Genomic DNA, 16711 nt, shown 5'->3' with positions numbered 1-16711 from the left:
GGGGTTCCAGGAGGGGCCCCGCCCCCGCGCGGTCAGCGGGCGCCGACCGTGGCGGCGAGCACCAGGCAGGCCGCGCCGATGGCGTGCGCGCTGTCGTCCCACGGCCGCACCGAGATCTCCAGGCCCGACAGGACTCCGCCCTCCACCGCGGGGCGGAACCCCGGCTCCAGATAGGGCCACAGCACATGGCTCTCACCGATGACCGTGAGGGCCCGCACCGCCAGCACGTTCACTATCCCGGCCGCCGCCCTGCCCAGCGTGGATCCCGCCTCGGCCATCAGGTCGCGGATGCCGGGCGTGTCGGCCAGCGCGAGCGCGTGCAGCTCGTCCACGGCCACCGCCCGTGAGGTCAGCCCCCGCTCCAGCGCCCGCGCGGCCAGCGCGTAGTCCGCGGCGTAGGTCTCCACGCAGCCGCGCCGCCCGCACACGCACGGCGGGCCGAACGGGTCGACGGGCACGTGCCCGAACTCCCCGGCCACGCCGTCCGGTCCCCGGTGCACCCGCCGGCCGAGCACGATGCCCATGCCGACGCCGCCGCCGACGGCCAGCACGAGGAAGTCGTCGTGGTCGCGCCCGGTGCCGAACAGCAGTTCCGCCGTGGTGCTGGCGCGCGTGTCGTTGTCGATCAGTACGGGCACCGGCAGCAGCTCGGCCAGGCGGGGGCGCAGCGCCAGGTCCGACCAGCCGAGGTGGGGCGAGAGCCGTACCACGCCCTTGGCGGGGTCGATCACGCCGGGCACGGCGAGCCCGACGCCGCGTACGCGCTCGCCCATGCCCGGCTCGCCGAGCACCTCCAGGCACATCTTGGCCAGCTGCTCCACGGGCTCGTGGCGCGGGTCGAAGGGCTGGGTGAAGCGGCGCACCTCGCTGCCGTTGAGCCGCATGAGCACGCCCACCACGTGGGTGTGGTGCACGCGCAGCCCGAGCGTGTACGCGGCGTCCGGCAGCACCTCCAGCGGCACCCGGGGCCGGCCGCGCCCGCTCACCTGGGGAGCGAGTTCTCGCAGGTAGCCTAGGTCGATGAGCCTCCGCGTGTGCTCGGTGACGGTGGCCGCACCGAGCCCAAGGCGGGCCGCGATCTCCGAGCGGTTGAGCGGCTCCCGCCCGAGCATGGCCAGGATCTCCGCCCTGACCAGATCTTCGCGCAATGTTCCTCCTGCCCCTTGACGTCCTCGGCCGACCAAGCCTAGGGTCCACGACCATAATAATTTCGTCGCCGAAATTAAGGAAACCACACATGAAGGGCTTTCTGGCAGCGGGGCTCGCGCTCGTCCTCGGAGCCACCGCCTGTGGCGGTGGCGGTGCATCTGGTACGGCGGGCGGCGCCAAGCAGGACGACGGCACGATCACCCTCGACTGGGAGATGTGGGCGGGCAGCGAGGACGAGAAGGCCCAGCTGGACCACCTCGCCAAGCTCGTCACGCAGCAGAACCCCAAGGTCAAGATCGCGCTGCGCACCGCGCCGTTCAACGACTACTTCACCAAGCTCCAGACGGAGTTCGCCGCCGGCAAGCAGGCGTGCATCGTCTCCATGCAGAGCCTGCGCCTCGGCGCCTACGCCGACCTCATGGAGCCGCTGACCGCTCCCGAAGGGTTCGCGCCGGCCTCGCTGGAGGCGCTCAAGATGGGCGGCAAGCAGCTCGCCCTGCCGTACGACCTGGCCTCGATGCTCGTCTACTACAACAAGGACGCCTTCGCGAAGGCCGGGCTGCCCGAGCCGAAGGCGGGCTGGACGGTCGCCGACTTCGAGAAGGCCGCGAAGACCCTGTCGAGCGGCGGCATGGCCGGGTTCGGCATGTCGTTCTCCGACCTGCACACGCTGTCGCTGCTGTTGTCCTACAACGGGGCCGCGCCGGTCACCCAGGACGTCAAGCTGCAGCTGGACAGCCAGCCGATGGCCGACGCCCTCACCTGGTACGCGGGCCTGGCCAAGAGCAAGGCCGGCAGCGTGCCCGCCTCCTCGGCCGAAGGCGGCTGGGGCGAGACGCAGTTCGTCAACGGCAACGCGATGATGGCCGTGGACGGCTCCTGGAACCTCGGCTCCCACATCAAGGACGCCAAGTTCGCCGTCGGCCTCGCGCCGCTGCCCGCCGGGCCGGGCGGCTCCAAGACCTATGTCGCCGGCTCCGGCTTCGGCGTGGCCAAGAGCTGCCCCTACAAGGCCGAGGCGATCAAGGCGGTCGAGACGCTGACCGGCAAGGACGCCCAGGCCTACCTCGCCGGTGTCGGGCGCGGCTTCCCCTCCCGCACCGAGCAGCAGGCCGGCTACGAGGAGTTCCTGGTCAAGCAGGACGCCGGCAAGGCCGCCGACGTCAAGGCCGCCATGGGCGCGGTCAGGGAGGGCCTGGCCGGCGGCACCCCGCTGTTCACCACCAAGAACTGGGACAACGTCAACAAGCTCATGGCCCAGTACTTCCTGCAGGTCTACACCGGGGCCCAGGCGCCCAAGGACGCCCTGGCCACCATCCAGCAGCAGGGAGCGCGCGGCCAGTGAGGACACGGGAGACGTGGAGCGCGCTCGGGTTCGCCACCCCGAGCGTGCTCGGCCTCGGGCTGTTCACGCTGTTCCCCGTCGGCATGGCCGTGGTCATGAGCTTCTTCGACTGGCCGATGCTGGGCGGCAGCGAGTTCATCGGGCTCGACAACTTCCGCTACCTGTTCGGCGAGGACCCCGACTTCCTGGCCGCGTTGCGGAACACGTTCGTCTTCACCGGCCTGTACGTGCCGCTGAACATCCTCCTCGCGCTCGGCCTGGCCTTCTGGATCAGCAACTCGCGCTGGCAGAACCTGTGGCGGGTGCTGTTCTTCATCCCGGCGATCACCCCGATGGTGGCCAACGCGGTCATCTTCAAGCTGCTCTTCCAGCTCGTCGGGACCGAGCCGAACCTGCTGGCCGACGGCCGTACGGCGCTGCTGTCGGTGGTCGCGATGAGCGTGTGGCAGGGCTTCGGCTACAACATGATCGTGTTCTCGGCGGCGATCAACGAGATGCCCAAGCCGGTGCTGGAGGCGGCCTCGCTGGACGGAGCCACCGGCCTGCGCCGCCTGGTGAGCGTGCAGCTGCCGCTGATCTCGCCCGCGCTGTTCTTCGCCACCACGATGACGGTGATCACCGCGCTGCAGGTGTTCACGCAGCCGTACATCCTCACGGCCGGCGGTCCCGGCAACGCCACCGAGACCCTCGTCATGAACGTCTACCAGGCCGGCTTCCAGTCGCGTGACCTGGGCCTGGCCGCCGCGGCGGCGTGGGTGCTGTTCGCGATCATCCTGGCCGTCACGTTCGTGCAGTTCCTCGGCCAGAAGCGGTGGGTGCACTATGAGAGTTAAGAGCCCCCTGAAGAGCGCCGTCTCGCACGCCCTGCTGGCCGCGGTCACGCTGGCCTTCCTCTACCCGCTGATCTTCGCGGTCGCCACCGCGCTGAAGCCGGCCGGGGAGACCTTCTCCGACCCCGGCTCGCTCGTGGGCTCCTCGATCCGCTGGCAGAACTTCGCCGACGTCTTCACCTACGTGCCCTTCCAGCGCTACATCCTCAACGGGGTGCTGGTCGCCGGCGTCGGCACGCTCGTGGTGCTGACCGCCTCGGCGCTGTCGGCCTACGCCTTCGCCGCGCTGCGCTGGCGCGGGCGCGACGGCGTCTTCCTGATCTTCCTTGCCACGCTGATGGTGCCGCAGGAAGTGCTGGTCGTGCCCATGTTCATCCTCATGCAGTCGCTCGGCTGGGTGGACACCTACCAGGCGCTGATCTTCCCGTGGGCGTTCACCGCGTTCGGCACGTTCCTGCTGCGCCAGTTCTTCCGCTCGGTGCCGCGCGAGATGCAGGAGGCCGCCCGCATCGACAGCGCCGGAGAGCTCCGCATCTTCACCCAGATCATGCTGCCGATGGCCCGGCCGGCGCTCGGCGTGCTCGCCGTCTTCACCTTCATCAACTACTGGAACAGCTTCCTCTGGCCGCTCATCATGATCAACGACGTGAGCGCGCGGGGCACGGTCCCGCTCGGCCTGCAGCTGTTCTTCGGGCAGAACGGCAACCAGTGGCACCTGGTCATGGCCGCCTCCATCGTCTCCATCCTGCCGACCCTGCTGCTGCTCATCGCCCTGCAGAAGCACCTGGTCAAGGGCATCGCCACCGCCGGCCTGGCCGGCCGCTGAAAGGATCGGTCTTGCTGCAGTTCGACCGCCGTGTCGGGCCCGACCTGGGCGTCACCTACCCGTCGCGGGAGGTTCCCGCGTGGTTCAGGGACGCCAAGTTCGGGGTGTTCGTCCACTGGGGCCTGTATTCGGTGCCCGGATGGGCCAGCCCCCGGCTGCCGGGGCAGAACGTGCCGGCGGAACTCGAATACAGCCACCACCAGTACGCCGAGTGGTACGCCAACACCGTCCGCATCCCCGGCTCGCCCGCGCAGGACTTCCACGAGCGCAGGTACGGCGTGGGCGTCTCCTACGAGGACCTCGCCGACGTCTGGACCACGGAGGCGTTCGACCCGGCCGGATGGATGCGCCTGTTCGCCGAGTGCGGCGCCCGCTACGTCGTGCCCACGGCCAAGCACCACGACGGCTTCTGCCTGTGGGACACCGCCACCACCCCGTTCAACAGCGCCCGCCGCGGCCCGCGCCGCGACCTCATGGCCGCCATGGCCGAGCAGGCCAGGGCCGCCGGGCTGCGGCTCGGCTTCTACTACTCCGGCGCGCTCGACTGGCACGTCTCCCACTTCCCGCCGATCCGCTCGCTCACCGACCTGTTCACGCTGCGGCGCAACGACGAGGCCTTCGCCCGCCACTCCTTCGAGCAGGTGGCGGAGCTGGTCGAGCGGCACGCCCCCGACCTGCTGTGGAACGACATCGACTGGCCTGACTCGGCCAAGGCGGGCGGGCCGTACGGGCTGAGCGAGCTTTTCGAGCGCTACTACGCGCGCGTGCCCGACGGCGTGGTCAACGACCGGTGGGGGGTGGCGCACCTCGGCTACCGCACGCGCGAGTACCAGTCGGAGTCGCGCACCTCGCCGTGGGTGTGGGAGGCGACGCGCGGGCTGGGCCAGTCGTTCGGCTACAACCGGGCCGAGGACGAGCGGCACCTGCTCGGGCGCGAGGAACTCGTGCACCTGCTGGCCGACACCGTCTCCAAGAACGGCAACCTGCTGCTCAACATCGGGCCGCACGCCGACGGGTCGCTGCCGGGGGATCAGGTGGAGCGGCTGCGGTTCCTGGGGGAGTGGCTTCGGGTCTTCGGGGCCGCGGTCTACGGCACCCGTCCTTGGGTACGGCACGCCGAACCGGCCGGTCAGCCGGTGCGCTACACGCTGCGGCCCGATGGCACGCTCAACGTGATCGTCCTGGACCCGGGGGCCGGGGTGCTCACCCTGGCCGGGGACCTGGTGGAGACGGCGCGGGCCACGGGGTCGTGGGGGGAGGGGCCGGTCAAGGTGGACTCATCCGGAAATATCGAGATCCCTGGGGGTTTGCGGGGGTTGCCGGCGGCCGTTCTCACCGTGCGGGCGCCCTGACGTCAGGCCTGCCGTACCAGCTGCTCGGCCTTGAGGCGGGCGGCGGCCGCGGCGGCGCGCTCGCCGAGCTGCTCGGCCAGCGCGCCCTGCTTGAGCCAGTTGAACGGGCTGCACGGACGCACCCCGATGCGCTCGCTCAGCAGCACCCTGGCCACGTCCCTGCGGCCGCCGCGCAGCGCCGCCTCCAGCAGGGTCTTCTGCACGGCGTCACGCTGCGCGTGGCTGCCGCCGAACTCGTTGATCCGGTGCCGGATCGGATACAGCAGGTCCACCACCGTCTCGTACGCGCCGCGGCCGAAGGCGGCGATCGCCCGGCAGACCGGCAGGCCCACCCGGGCGGTCATCTCCTGGTTGGTGACCCCCGGGCGCGGCTCGGCGAGGTAGCGCTGCCGGTCGGCGATCAGCTGGTCAGCCTCCCGATAGCGGCCCGAGCCAGTGTAGGCCATGACGGCGTGCATGTCGTTGAAGGCGTAGAAGGCCTCGCCGGCCTTGGGCGTCCAGGCGTCGGCGAGGGCCTGCCAGCGCTCGTGCCGTACGTCGCCTTCGAGGTAGAGGCGCCACAGCAGCGCCGCCGCGTCCAGCAGCTCCATCGCGCCCTGGCCGCCGGCGAGCACGGCGTCGTAGATCTCCAGGGCCCGCCCGGTGTCTCCTGCCTCCAGCGCGTACAGGGAGTAGTGCCACCAGTTGTGCACGTTGAAGAACGTGCCGGTGGACCAGTCGTCCAGCCGGGCGTCCATGTAGCGCACGCCCTGGCCGAAGCGGCCCTGCATCTCGTAGGTGTGCACGACCGCGTGGATGCCCCAGACGTCGCGGGCGTTGAGCTCGACCGCGCGCAGGCCCACCTCCTCCGAGCGGTCGTAGTGGCCCGCTTCCTCCAGTCCGAAGGCGTACATGCCCAGCACGTGCCCGTAGTGCCGGTCGTCCTCCGACCAGCCGGTCAGCGCGCCGCCGATCCGGTCGCGCAGCGAGCGGGCGTCGCCGGTGAAGAAGTCGACCTGATGACCGGCGGCCAGGGCGAGCGCGTCGCGCGGGTGCGCCTCGGTGATCGCCTGCAGCCGGGCCCCGCAGGTGCGGAAGTCGCCGTCCAGCAGGGCCTGCACCGCCTCCACGTGGGCCCGCTCGCGGGGGAGCAGGAGGCCCTCTCCGGCCCGCGCGCGGAAGGACGCGAAGCGCTCGCGGGCCGCCCTGGCGTCGTCCGCCTCGGTGGTGAGCAGCCCGAGGTAGGCCTGGAGCACGTGGCCCATCGCGAACCCGGGCTCCGCCTCGACGGCGGCCGCCGCGTGCCCGTCCACCTCGATCTGGAAGTGGAGCAGCGCGTCGACGGCCTGGTCGTAGTGCCGGACGGCGGCGCCGGAGCCCGTCGTCGCCAGTCCATGCTGATCCGTGGTCATGTCCCCTAAACTAGTGGGTATTACGGCGGGCAGAGCGCCAGGCCCGCGCCGATGTCGGCGAGGTCGGCGTCCGGCACGAACCCCGCGCCGGTGGCCGCGGCCAGCAGCCGGTTGGCGACCATCGAGGCGCGCGCGACGGAGGCGGGCGGCAGCGCGTCACGCAGTTCCTCCCACCACAGCGCCGCGACCCCCGCCACGTGCGGAGCCGCCATGCTGGTCCCGTTCTTGGCCGACAGCCCGCCGCCCAGCCGGGCCGAGAACACGTCCTTGCCCGGCGCGCACACGTCGGCGAAGGTGTTGGAGAACCGGGTCACGTCCAGCAGCCCGTCCACCCTCTGCAACGCGCCCACGGCCAGCACTCCGTCGGCCGCCGACGGCAGCTCGGCCCCCACCTCGAACGCCGGGTTCACCTCCCGCATGCTCGAGTTGCCGGAGGCCGCGATGACCAGCGTGCCCTTGTCCACGGCCGAACGCTCGGCCAGCATCCGCATCAGCGAGTCGAACAACCGCAGGTTGGCCCGGTAGGCCTCCAGCGCCCGCGCCGTGGCCAGGAAGACCGGCAGCCCCTCGGCCACGTCCTCCTCGACGGCCTTGGTGAACGCGAACGACACCGACATCGTGATCACGTCCGCGCCCTCCCGCGCCGCCCACAGAATGGCCTCGAGCAGCGCGTCCGTGGTCCCGCCCCCGGAGTCCCTGATGACCTTCCCGATGAGCGCCTTCCCGATGCCCGGGGCGACGCCGATCCTGATGCCCTCCACCGGCCGTCCGAACACGGTGCCCGCCACGTGCGTACCGTGGCCGCGTTTGTCGCCGTTCCCGTCGCCGGTGAAGTCCTTCTGCACGAACTCCATCCCCGCGAACGCCGTGTGCCCCGCGTCGATGCCCGAGTCCAGCACCGCGACCAGCGACCCCTCGCCGGTCCTGCTGGAGCCCGGCGCCCCGACCGCCGCGACACCCCACGTGACATCGGTGGGGGCGGGCGGCTCGTCGCCGTCCACGTCGATCGGCAGGCCGATCGGCATCGTCGGGGCCAGAGCCGCCACACCCGGTTCCGCCGCCAGCGCGCGGGCCTCCCGCTTGCTGAGGTCGAGCGTCTCCAGATGCGGCTCACCGGGCCCGCCACCGGTCCGCCGCGCCTCCAGCGGACCCGCGGTGAACGTCCGGGTCAGGTCGCGCAGCACCGTGTATCTGTCGCCCATCACTTCCGCCTTTCCGAAGGTATGGGCACAGCCTGGGCGAGGACGGCGGTAGCGGCATGAGTAGCCCCTACTCAGCCCTCGTCAGGGGGGTCGCGCCGGTTTTCCGCCTACCTCGACGTCACGCGGGTGCTCAGGTCGGTGACCAGGCTGGTCACGCCCAGGGAGCCGAGTGCCTCCTCCACCGATCCGGCCGGGCGCAGGTCCCGCAGGTGTTCGCGCCACACCCGCAGGTCCTCGCGCCAGGCGTCCAGGTAGCGCACGCACAGCTCCGGCGTGATGCGGGTCAGTCGGCCGAGCGCCGCGCGCAGCGACTCCTCCATGGGCGCCCGCTTGGCCGCGTCGGCCTGGTCCAGGCGGGCGTGGATGTGCTCGATGAAGCTTCTGCGCCTGCGCAGGAACGTCCGCCAGTGCTCCAGGTCCGCCTCGCTCACCGGACGCCGGTCGTCCAGGAGCCAGAAGATGCCCTCGGCCAGCACGTCCCCGAACTCCTCGTCGCGGGCGCGCTCGGGGCTCTCGTAAGGATCGTACGGCGCCTGCCACATCTGGCCCGTCACCCCCAGCCGGGGCACTTCGAGGACGAAGAACCAGTCCTCGTTGTACACGTCGGGAAAGAAGGATCGCGCCCGCGCGGTGTCCACGACCAGCGCGCCGCTGCCGACGAAGGTGTCCTGGTCGCCGCCGACGTCGCGGTAGGCGTGGCAGACCACCGAGTTGTCCGGGTAGCCGGAGACCGACAGCGCCACCGCGCCGTGCTCGTCCAGCAGGGCGGCGGCCGAGCGCAGGTCGCCGGGGGAGGAGACCACGATGTCGTCGTCGAGGAAGGCGAGGTTGCGCCAGCCCATCATCCTGGCCAGCAGCAGCCCCGCGTTCCGCTTGGCCGCCAGGTCGCCGGAGCGCTGGAAGGAGTGGGGCAGGACACGGGAGGTGGCGAAGTCGGGCAGCCGGCGCTGTTCCGGTCCGGGGAAGTCGGCGGCGATCACCCAGGGCAGGCGGCGGCGTACCGGGGCGGCGCCGGTGCGGGCGCCGCTGCACAGGGCGACCACGGGGCAGCCGAGCCGGCGGCCCAGGTCGGCGGCGTGGTCGAGGAAGGCGGGCGGGCGCGCCGTCGGGATGACGATGGCGTCGATCCGCCCCGTACGCGCGGGAGCGGTTGGGGAGGAGAGCAGCTTGCGATGTGAGCCGTGATGATCAGGTGACAAAGAAGCCTCTTTCCCACGAAGCTCCCATCATCGCAATGATGACGGGAACGGAGAAAGAGTCTTGAAGAGAATGTGACATCTGTCTGGTTTGCGCTCGCTTGTCCCGTCCTCGTGGAGGATCTCTTCGGTCGTCGGCAGCGGGGAGTGCTTCCACTTGCGGTAACCCAGGCGCAGATACAGCCGGTACGCCTGCTGGTTGTCCGGATCGACGCCGAGCGCGACGGTGGAGTGGCCGCGTTCGATGAGCTTCTGCTCGGCCACGTAGACGAGCATGGTGCCGAACCCGGTGTCGCGGTATTCGGGCAACAGGTCGAGGTGCATGAGCAAGGGCGTACCCGGAAGTCTGCGCCGCAGCCGCTTCTCCTCCGCCTTGTCCAGCCAGATGTAGACGGTCCCCACGGCCCGCTTCCGGTCCCAGGCGATCAGCAGGATGCCGTGGCCGCTCTCCTGCCTGGCCAGGGCGCGCTCGAAGTAGGGCCGCTGCCCGAAGGAGTCCACGAGGGCGGGGACGCCGGCCTCGGTGAGCGGCTCGAACCTGACCAGCCCGCCCTCGGGACGGGGGATGCGGACCGCGTACGGCGCGGCCGTACCGGGAGGGCCGCCGAGCTTGTAGGCGGCCGGACGCCGCTCGTGGTGGTGCACGGTCAGCTCCGGATGGCGCTCCCGCAACCGCTCGCACGCCCGCGCCGTCGTCAGCCCGGTCGGCAGCGTGCCGAGGTGGGCCTGCCAGCTTTTCCTGGCGTCGGCCCAGTCCTCCACGAAGCGGTGGCAGGCGCGCGCCTTGATGTTCTTGAGCTGCTCGCGGGCGGCCAGGAGCGCGGCCCGCGCCGCCGTCCTGCGCTCCCTGTGCAGGAGGTCCTCGACGAGCCTGCGGCGCCGGCGCAGCACCTCCCGCCAGTGGTCCACGTCCGCGGCCTGCCAGGAGATGCCCGAGTCGAGCAGCCACATCAGGCCCTCGCCGAGCACGTCGCCGAACTCCTCGCGCCTGGCCCGCTCCGGCGTGCCGTAGGGGTCGTACTCCCGCTGCAGCGCGGCGCCGACGCTCGCCGTGGGCCGGAGCGCGCCGTCGTCGCCGAGCAGATCGAACCAGTCCTCGTTGTAGACGGCCGGGTAGTAGGCCGGAGCCTTGGCCGCCGCCACGGCCATCGCGCCCGCCCCGGCGAAGGCGGCCTGGTCGGCGCCGCCGTTGTCGCGGTAGGCGTGGCACACCACCGAGTTGTCGGCAAAGCCGCCGAGCGTCAGCGCCACCCGGTCGAAGGAGCCCAGCAGCGCGGCCGCCACGGACAGGTCGGCCGGATCGGGCACCACGACGTCGTCGTCCAGGAAGACGACATTCTCCCAGCCGGTCATGGTGGCCAGCGCCATGCCGACGTTGCGCTTGGCGGCGGTGTCGGCGCGGCAGTCGAGCGGGGTGGAACGCAGGAACTCCGGGCCGTGGAAGGGCGAGGGCAGCGGCTTGTGCCGCGACAGCTCGATGGCGACCAGTTCCACGCCCATCTCGCCCAGCCCGCGCATGGTCCGCGCCGCCGAGGTGTAGCGCCCGCTCGACAACGTGACCAGCGGGCAGCCGAGCCGCTCCGCCACCGCCGCCGCGTCCCGCAGATACGCCGGCGGCCGCACGGTCGGCACGATGATCGCATCGACCCGCGCGGTCCCGGCGGGCCGCGGGGGAGACGCCAGGAGGTGCCGGTGTGAGCCGTGGTGGTGACGGCTCACCCCGCGTCCTCCGGCCACTCGTGGAGCACGTTGCCGGACAGGCGCCAGTCGGGGGTGAGCACGGCGCCGCCCATGACGAGGACCCGGGTGATCAGGCTGAAGCTCTCCTGCCCGGCGAAGCGGGTGTTGAGGTACTCGCTGTTGGCCTCGGCCAGGGCCGGATCGGTCAGCGCGCGCACCGCGCCGAGGGTGCCGCGCCCGAACATGCCGTTGCACATGGTCAGCGTGCCGCTCTGGTAGAGCGGGTTGGGGCCGCGGTAGAAGTGGGCCACGTCCTCGAGCAGGATCTCCCGCCCGTCGGCCCCCCGCTCCAGCGTCGGCGGGTAGTGCTCCTCGCCGACCTCGAAGTAGACGCGGCCCGCGTCCCACTCGGCCACCTGCTTGACCGGCATCGCGGGGTCGGCCAGCACGTCGGCGGTGCGCGGGTTGAAGTCGACGCCGCCGAGCAGCACGACGTGCCCGGCGAAGTCCTCGGTCGGCGAGACGGTGTCGACCCTGCGGCGGCGGACCGTGCTGGCCGGGTTGAGCGCGCGCAGGTGGCCGTGGAGCTCGAACAGGGCGTCGATGTCGGCGTAGGTGTAGAGGTCCATGTAGTCGGGATCGTCGGGGTCGACGTACTTGCTCAGGCTCGCGGTCAGGTCGGCCGGCAGGCTGCCGCAGATGATGGTGATCGGCCGCTCGTCGCGGAAGTCCCACGGGTTGGCGGTCGCGCCGGCCGGCTCGTGCACCGCGTCGTTGCGCAGGCTGAGCAGGTCGGCCCGGATACGCCCGCGCTCGGCGAGCTCCTCGGCGGTCAGCTCGGAGACCGGCAGCAGGCGCAGCGCGCCGTCCTTGATCGAACGCGGGGTGCAGAACAGGGTGGCGTAGTCGTCCAGGCGCGCCAGCGGAGGCGTCTTCGGCGTCGTGCCCGACTCCCAGGAGCTGATCAGCCCGGAGCTGAGCGGCCGTCCGCCCTTGGCCAGGGCCTCGCCCAGCATCGGCTGCGTGATCTTCACCTCCGGCCAGCGCCGGGTGCGGAGCGACTTCAGCCGTTGCGCCAGAACCCGGACGGCGTCGTCCATCGGTTCCATCAGGAAACACCCTTCATCTGAACTTCAGTCTCCAAGTAAACATCTACTGGCGTCCAGATGCGAGTAGTTCGTTTGGGCAGTTCACTGGCGTGCGCGTCATCGTAGAGCCATCGACCCCGCACGCGCAGGTTTTTCGCGCCGTCAGCAGGGGAATTCTTCCTTCAGGAGAAGAAGTGAAGATTAGGTAAAGGTTAACCATGAACACGTCACGCGCACCGCCCCGCATCGGTCGGACGCGGGCACAGCACCCCCTGCGATCACGCAGGCACTCCCGGGCCGGGGCAGACGATCTCCAGGAGTGCCCGCACTCGTAAGGCCCCATCGGCGCGTCAACCACCGGGGAACTCCATGACAACCGTAATCCTCCTCACCACCGCCAGCCCAGAGGGAGTGGCAGCGGCCCGCGGTCTGCTCTCACTCCTCGCGATAGCGTCCGTCTGGGCGATGCTCTTCGCCGTCCGCCAGGTGGCGAAGGCAGTCTCCTTCCTCCTGCGCATCGTTCTCGTCCTCATCGCCGCCGTCGCGCTGGGCGCGCTGGCCGTGGTGCTCCTCGCGCAGGTAGCCCTGGCCCTCGGGCCGTGAACCAAGGAGATGGGCGCGACCCCGCAGCGCCCATCTCGGGTGACGCCTACAGGCGCGCCAGCCTCGTATAGGAGTCGAGACGCTCGTCCAGGTCGTAGGTGTTCATCGTGACCAGCACCTCATCGGCCCCCGACCGCTCCACCAGGTCGTCGAGGGCCAGCGCCACCTCCCCGGCCGTCCCGTGGATCTGCCCGGCCCGCGCCTCCTCCAGATACCCCCGCTCCCGCTCGCTCATCTCCGAGGCGAGGATCTCCGCCGCCGGGGCAAGGGGCGGGAACGCGCCGCGCGTCCGTGACACCGCCGTCGCCCAGGCCTCCGGCACCTGCAGGTACGCCGCCGCTGCCGCCGTCTCGCCGACCGCCACGTTCGCCGCCACCATCACGTACGGCCGCGCCGCCCACTCCGACGCCCGGAACGCGGCCCGGTAACGCCCGGCCGCCTCCGTCATCCGCGCGCCGTTCCCGATCACCATGGGCAGTCCGTGCTCGGCGGCGAGGTCGGCGCCGGCCCCCATCGCCAGCACGAACACCTCCGGCCGCAGCCCCTCCGCCGGCTGCGCGTGCACGCCGGGATGGACCTGCTGCTTGCCGGTGAAGAAGCCGAGCAGTTCCTCCAGTCGCTCGCCGAAGTCGCCGGCGTCGGCCAGGCCGTGCCCCAGCGCCCTGCGGATGCCGCCGGTGAACCCCACGGAACGGCCGAGCCCCATGTCGACGCGCCCCGGATACAGCGACTCCAGCACGCCGAACTGCTCGGCCACGACCAGCGGCCGGTGGTTGGGCAGCATGACGCCGCCGGTGCCGACCCTGATGCGCGAGGTCGCCGCCGCGACGGCGGCGGCCAGCACGGTCGGCGCGGAACCGGCCACTCCGGGCACGCTGTGGTGCTCGGAGACCCAGAAACGGTGGTAGCCCAGCTCCTCCGCCTGCCGGGCGAACTCGATGGTGTCCCGCAGCGCCCGCGCCGGTTCCTGTCCGGCGCGGACGAGCGAGCGGTCGAGGATCGAGTAACGAGTCACCCTTGCTGTAACACCTGACGGCCGGAAAGATTTCCTACTTGCCGTACACGCCCACCGACCAGCGGACGGGCCGGTTGGGGTGGGAGCCGCCGTCCATGTGCAGCTTGAGCGTGACGGTCGAGGTCTTGCCCTTCGGCAGCGTGTGCAGCCCCATCGCCCAGGGGAAGTCACCCTGCTTCCAGACGGCGCAGCTGCCGTTGACGCCGGGGTCCTTGCCGTTGACGGACACGCTGAACCTGAGCCGTGAGGCCAGATCGCCGGTGCAGATCTTCTCCAGGCCGATCGCGCCGCTCGTGCGGAAGGTGACGGTGTCCTGCTCCGGCCAGGTTCCCGACTCGGTCTTTCTCAGCTTCATCTCGCCCAGTCGTCCGGGCAGGGCGCGCGGCTCTTCGGGGATCACCGGACGCGCGGGCGGGATCCACTCGTAGAAGGCGAGCGACCAGACGCTCCGCTCGATCTTCGGCTGGTCACACGGCCCGTTCTTCTTCGTCTGGACGCAGCCCTTGCCGGCGACCACGGGATCGATGACGACCTCGGCCTTGCCGGTGCCCTTCGGGACCTGGAGGCCGAGCACCTGCATCTCCTTGGAGCAGGCCACCAGGTCGTGCTGCGGGGGCAGGCCGGCGGCGGCGACCGACGGCGTGATGCTCCCCCGGACCGCGCCCGTGCAACTGGCGGCCAGGTCGATGGGGTTGCCGGTCAGCGGGACGGTCACGGTGACCTTCTTCTTGCCCGGGGTGACCACGGTCGTGGCGGCCACCTTGCGGTACTCGGTGCCGTCGGCGGCGACGAAGGTGCCGGGCAGCGTGGGCTTGGTGGCCGCCGTCTGGTCGGGCGGTTGCGCCGTACCCGGGAGAAGGGTGGCCGCGAGCACGACGGCGGCCGCGATCGCGCCGCCCGCCACCGCGGTCCTGCGCAGCCGCCTGCGGCGGATGCGGGCCTCGACCTGGGTACGGCGGGCCGGGTTGGGCGGGGGCGCGGCGGCACCGCGCTCCCGCAGCACCTTGCGCAGGTCCTGCACGGTCATCGCTGCAACTCCTTCACGATCGATTCGTCCACCCGCAACTTGGCCAGGGCCTTGGCCGTCTGGCTCTTGACCGTGCCCGGTTCGCAGCCGAGGGCCCGGGCCGTCTCGGCGACCGGCAGGTCCTCGTAGAAGCGCAGCACGATCACCGCCCGCTGCCTGGCCGGCAGCCGCCCGATCGCCCGCCACAGCGAGTCGTGCTCGTCGAAGCCGCCGGTGGCGTCGGGGTGCGCGGTCTCGGGCAGGTCGTGGCTGGGCAGCTCGCGCCGCCAGCGCCGCCGCCACCAGGAGGTGAAGGTGGTGACGATGACGCGGCGCACGTACGGCTCCGGCTCCTCCACCCTCGGCCAGGCGAACCACGCCTTGGCCAGCGCCTCCTGCAGCAGGTCCTCGGCCAGCGCCCAGTCGTGGGTCAGCAGGTAGGCGGTGCGGAGGAGGTGGTCCGAGCGCGCGGCCACGAAATCATGAAATAACGATCTGTCTGCCACCTGATGGCCTCTCGGGTCGTCGCCTGTCGACCGTACTGACGCATCGGGCGGCGGGCCCGGTTGCCCTGGGGCAGGATGGAGTTCATGGCGGTTCCGGCACGGCTGACATGGGCGGTGGACACCCTCGACGTGCGCCCGGGGGAGCGGATCCTCGAGATCGGGTGCGGCCGCGGCGTGGCCGCCGAGCTGCTCTGCGACCGGGGCGCGCGGGTGACCGCGCTCGACCGCTCCGCGACCGCGATCAAGGCGGCCGAGCGGCGCAACCGGCGCCACCTCGACGCCGGCCTGGCCGTCTTCCGCCTCGGGGCGCTCGAGGACGGCATCGGCGACGGCGGCTACGACAAGGTGTTCGCGGTCAACGTCAACCTCTTCTGGACCCGCTCACCGGCAGGCGAGCTCGGCCTCATCGGGAACGCCCTCACCGGGCGGGGCGCGCTCTACGTCTTCTACGAGCCGCCGGGACGCGCGGAGGAACTGGCGGAGAAGGTGGGCGGCGCGCTGGCCGCGGGCGGCTTCTACGTCACGACGATGCGCGAGGGCGACCTGCTGTGCGTGAAGGGCGAGGTCACAGCGCCCGCTTGACGGTGAACGGCACCAGCTCGCCCAGCCCGCGCACCGTGAGCCGGTCGACCGGGACCAGCCGGAAGGCGCGGTCGCCGGTCAGCTCCTCGGCGATGTCCGGGTCGGCGAGGATCGTCCCGGGGTGCGCCAGGGCGGTCAGCCTGCTGGCGAGGTTGACCGTGGTGCCGAACACGTCGCCCATGCGGCCGATGACCGGCCCCACCGCCAGGCCCACGCGCAGCTCCGGCATGCCGCGTACCTTGGCGTGGGCGGCCAGCAGCCGCAGCGCGATCTCCGCGGCGTCGTGCGCCTTGCCCGAGACGAACAGCACCGAGTCGCCCAGCGTCTTGATCACCCGGCCGCCGGTCGAGGTGACCACGTCGGCCGACCTGCCCTCGAACTCGTCGACCAGCGCGGCCAGCTCGATCTCGGAGATCTGCCTGCTCAGCCGGGTGAACCCGACGAGGTCGGCGAAGCCCACCGCCAGGCGTACCGCGGTCTTCTCCTGCTCGACCATGCGGCCGGCCGCGGCGGCGAGCTGCCTGCGCCAGGCGTAGACCAGCAGTTTCTCCAGGTCGGGCACCACCCGCCGGGCGCGGCGCGTCCACGCCCGGGGCCGGTCGGCCAGCGGGACGCCCGCCTGGTCGAGTTCCTCGGCGCCCAGCTCGGCCTGCGACTCGGCCAGCCGCGCGGTCGCCCGGCCCAGCGAACGGGCCATGAGCAGCACGTGGCCCTCGTCATACAGGCCCCTGCTCACCATGCCGAGCAGCGTGCGCAGGGCCTCGACGTCGGAGTCGGTGAACTCGACCGCGTCGTCGGCGACGTTGGCGAAGCCGAGCGCGCGCCAGAACTTGCGCGCACGATAGACGGGCACCCCGGCCATCTCGGCGACCTGGTGGCTGGTGTAACGACGGTGCTCGCGGAGGAACGCCTCCGTCAGCCCGTCCTCACTCGTCACGGC

15 protein-coding genes and 1 pseudogene are annotated in these 16711 nt (G+C 71.5%); 6 read left to right on the top strand and 10 right to left on the bottom strand.

All coding sequences use genetic code 11. The annotated features are described in order from the left end of the window. Window positions 1-32: 32 nt before the first annotated feature. On the bottom strand, window positions 33-1148 hold the full coding sequence (locus ACIBI5_RS45950) for an ROK family protein (protein ID WP_397256839.1): 1116 nt from the start codon (window positions 1146-1148) through the stop codon (window positions 33-35). Here ACIBI5_RS45950 and ACIBI5_RS45945 point away from each other — a divergent pair. The 4 genes and pseudogenes from ACIBI5_RS45945 to ACIBI5_RS45930 form a co-directional block, all read left to right on the top strand. Beyond that, window positions 1148-2200 (top strand): annotated as a pseudogene (locus tag ACIBI5_RS45945) (ABC transporter substrate-binding protein); the annotation flags it as partial. The gene ACIBI5_RS45950 and the pseudogene ACIBI5_RS45945 overlap by 1 nt on opposite strands. 290 nt (window positions 2201-2490) lie before the next feature. Next, window positions 2491-3327 (top strand): carbohydrate ABC transporter permease, encoded by an 837-nt coding sequence (locus tag ACIBI5_RS45940; protein ID WP_379617868.1) that lies wholly within the window; start codon window positions 2491-2493, stop codon window positions 3325-3327. Then, entirely contained in the window at window positions 3317-4150 is an 834-nt protein-coding gene (locus ACIBI5_RS45935) for a carbohydrate ABC transporter permease (protein WP_397256837.1), read from the top strand. The genes ACIBI5_RS45940 and ACIBI5_RS45935 overlap by 11 nt, the downstream gene beginning before the upstream one ends. A gap of 11 nt (window positions 4151-4161) precedes the next feature. Beyond that, the gene (locus tag ACIBI5_RS45930) at window positions 4162-5502 is read left to right on the top strand and encodes an alpha-L-fucosidase (RefSeq protein WP_397256835.1); all 1341 of its coding nucleotides are present in this window, start codon (window positions 4162-4164) and stop codon (window positions 5500-5502) included. 2 nt (window positions 5503-5504) lie between these two features. Here ACIBI5_RS45930 and ACIBI5_RS45925 read toward each other — a convergent pair whose 3' ends face one another. From ACIBI5_RS45925 to ACIBI5_RS45905, 5 genes are all read right to left on the bottom strand, one after another. Then, complete coding sequence (locus tag ACIBI5_RS45925) at window positions 5505-6893, bottom strand: tetratricopeptide repeat protein (RefSeq protein ID WP_397256833.1); 1389 nt, start codon at window positions 6891-6893, stop codon at window positions 5505-5507. A gap of 20 nt (window positions 6894-6913) precedes the next feature. Further along, window positions 6914-8095 carry a S8 family peptidase gene (locus tag ACIBI5_RS45920; RefSeq protein ID WP_397256831.1) on the bottom strand — a complete coding sequence of 394 codons (1182 nt, stop codon included), beginning with the start codon at window positions 8093-8095 and terminating at the stop codon, window positions 6914-6916. Between the two features lie 107 nt (window positions 8096-8202). Beyond that, on the bottom strand, window positions 8203-9294 hold the full coding sequence (locus ACIBI5_RS45915) for a hypothetical protein (RefSeq protein WP_397256829.1): 1092 nt from the start codon (window positions 9292-9294) through the stop codon (window positions 8203-8205). A gap of 27 nt (window positions 9295-9321) precedes the next feature. Further along, complete coding sequence (locus ACIBI5_RS45910; protein ID WP_397256827.1) at window positions 9322-11010, bottom strand: GNAT family N-acetyltransferase; 1689 nt, start codon at window positions 11008-11010, stop codon at window positions 9322-9324. Then, window positions 11007-12080, bottom strand: coding sequence for a hypothetical protein (locus tag ACIBI5_RS45905; protein WP_397256825.1), 1074 nt, complete (start codon window positions 12078-12080; stop codon window positions 11007-11009). The genes ACIBI5_RS45910 and ACIBI5_RS45905 overlap by 4 nt, the downstream gene beginning before the upstream one ends. Window positions 12081-12428: 348 nt before the next feature. Here ACIBI5_RS45905 and ACIBI5_RS45900 point away from each other — a divergent pair, with 348 nt between their 5' ends. Continuing rightward, window positions 12429-12662, top strand: coding sequence for a hypothetical protein (locus ACIBI5_RS45900; protein WP_184963631.1), 234 nt, complete (start codon window positions 12429-12431; stop codon window positions 12660-12662). Between the two features lie 46 nt (window positions 12663-12708). Here ACIBI5_RS45900 and ACIBI5_RS45895 read toward each other — a convergent pair whose 3' ends face one another. The 3 genes from ACIBI5_RS45895 to ACIBI5_RS45885 are packed head-to-tail and all read right to left on the bottom strand — an operon-like array spanning window position 12709 to window position 15189. Beyond that, on the bottom strand, window positions 12709-13677 hold the full coding sequence (locus ACIBI5_RS45895) for an LLM class flavin-dependent oxidoreductase (protein ID WP_397256823.1): 969 nt from the start codon (window positions 13675-13677) through the stop codon (window positions 12709-12711). A gap of 34 nt (window positions 13678-13711) precedes the next feature. Then, a complete protein-coding gene (locus ACIBI5_RS45890; RefSeq protein ID WP_397256821.1) occupies window positions 13712-14704 on the bottom strand; it encodes a hypothetical protein in 993 nt (330 codons plus the stop codon). Next, the gene (locus ACIBI5_RS45885; protein WP_397256819.1) at window positions 14701-15189 is read right to left on the bottom strand and encodes a SigE family RNA polymerase sigma factor; all 489 of its coding nucleotides are present in this window, start codon (window positions 15187-15189) and stop codon (window positions 14701-14703) included. Before ACIBI5_RS45885 ends, ACIBI5_RS45890 begins: the two co-directional genes overlap by 4 nt. An 84-nt stretch (window positions 15190-15273) precedes the next feature. Between ACIBI5_RS45885 and ACIBI5_RS45880 the strand changes: the two genes are divergently transcribed. Continuing rightward, window positions 15274-15771: an SAM-dependent methyltransferase gene (locus tag ACIBI5_RS45880; protein ID WP_397256817.1), complete on the top strand. Its 498-nt coding sequence runs from the start codon at window positions 15274-15276 to the stop codon at window positions 15769-15771. Here ACIBI5_RS45880 and ACIBI5_RS45875 read toward each other — a convergent pair. Next, window positions 15755-16708 carry an adenylate/guanylate cyclase domain-containing protein gene (locus tag ACIBI5_RS45875; protein ID WP_184963621.1) on the bottom strand — a complete coding sequence of 318 codons (954 nt, stop codon included), beginning with the start codon at window positions 16706-16708 and terminating at the stop codon, window positions 15755-15757. The genes ACIBI5_RS45880 and ACIBI5_RS45875 overlap by 17 nt on opposite strands. Window positions 16709-16711: the final 3 nt, after the last annotated feature.

Origin of the sequence: Nonomuraea sp. NPDC050540 (assembly GCF_044457485.1) — a bacterium.
Lineage (GTDB): Bacteria > Actinomycetota > Actinomycetes > Streptosporangiales > Streptosporangiaceae > Nonomuraea.
This window is presented reverse-complemented; position numbering and strand designations above follow the sequence as displayed.

What these genes read in the sequence shown, in the direction of transcription:
- ACIBI5_RS45920 (WP_397256831.1), bottom strand. Translation starts at nt 8,095, where the DNA reads ATGGGCGACAGATACACGGTGCTGCGCGACCTGACCCGGACGTTCACC.
- ACIBI5_RS45880 (WP_397256817.1), top strand. Translation starts at nt 15,274, where the DNA reads ATGGCGGTTCCGGCACGGCTGACATGGGCGGTGGACACCCTCGACGTG.
- ACIBI5_RS45900 (WP_184963631.1), top strand. Translation starts at nt 12,429, where the DNA reads ATGACAACCGTAATCCTCCTCACCACCGCCAGCCCAGAGGGAGTGGCA.
- ACIBI5_RS45935 (WP_397256837.1), top strand. Translation starts at nt 3,317, where the DNA reads ATGAGAGTTAAGAGCCCCCTGAAGAGCGCCGTCTCGCACGCCCTGCTG.
- ACIBI5_RS45925 (WP_397256833.1), bottom strand. Translation starts at nt 6,893, where the DNA reads ATGACCACGGATCAGCATGGACTGGCGACGACGGGCTCCGGCGCCGCC.
- ACIBI5_RS45905 (WP_397256825.1), bottom strand. Translation starts at nt 12,080, where the DNA reads ATGGAACCGATGGACGACGCCGTCCGGGTTCTGGCGCAACGGCTGAAG.
- ACIBI5_RS45890 (WP_397256821.1), bottom strand. Translation starts at nt 14,704, where the DNA reads ATGACCGTGCAGGACCTGCGCAAGGTGCTGCGGGAGCGCGGTGCCGCC.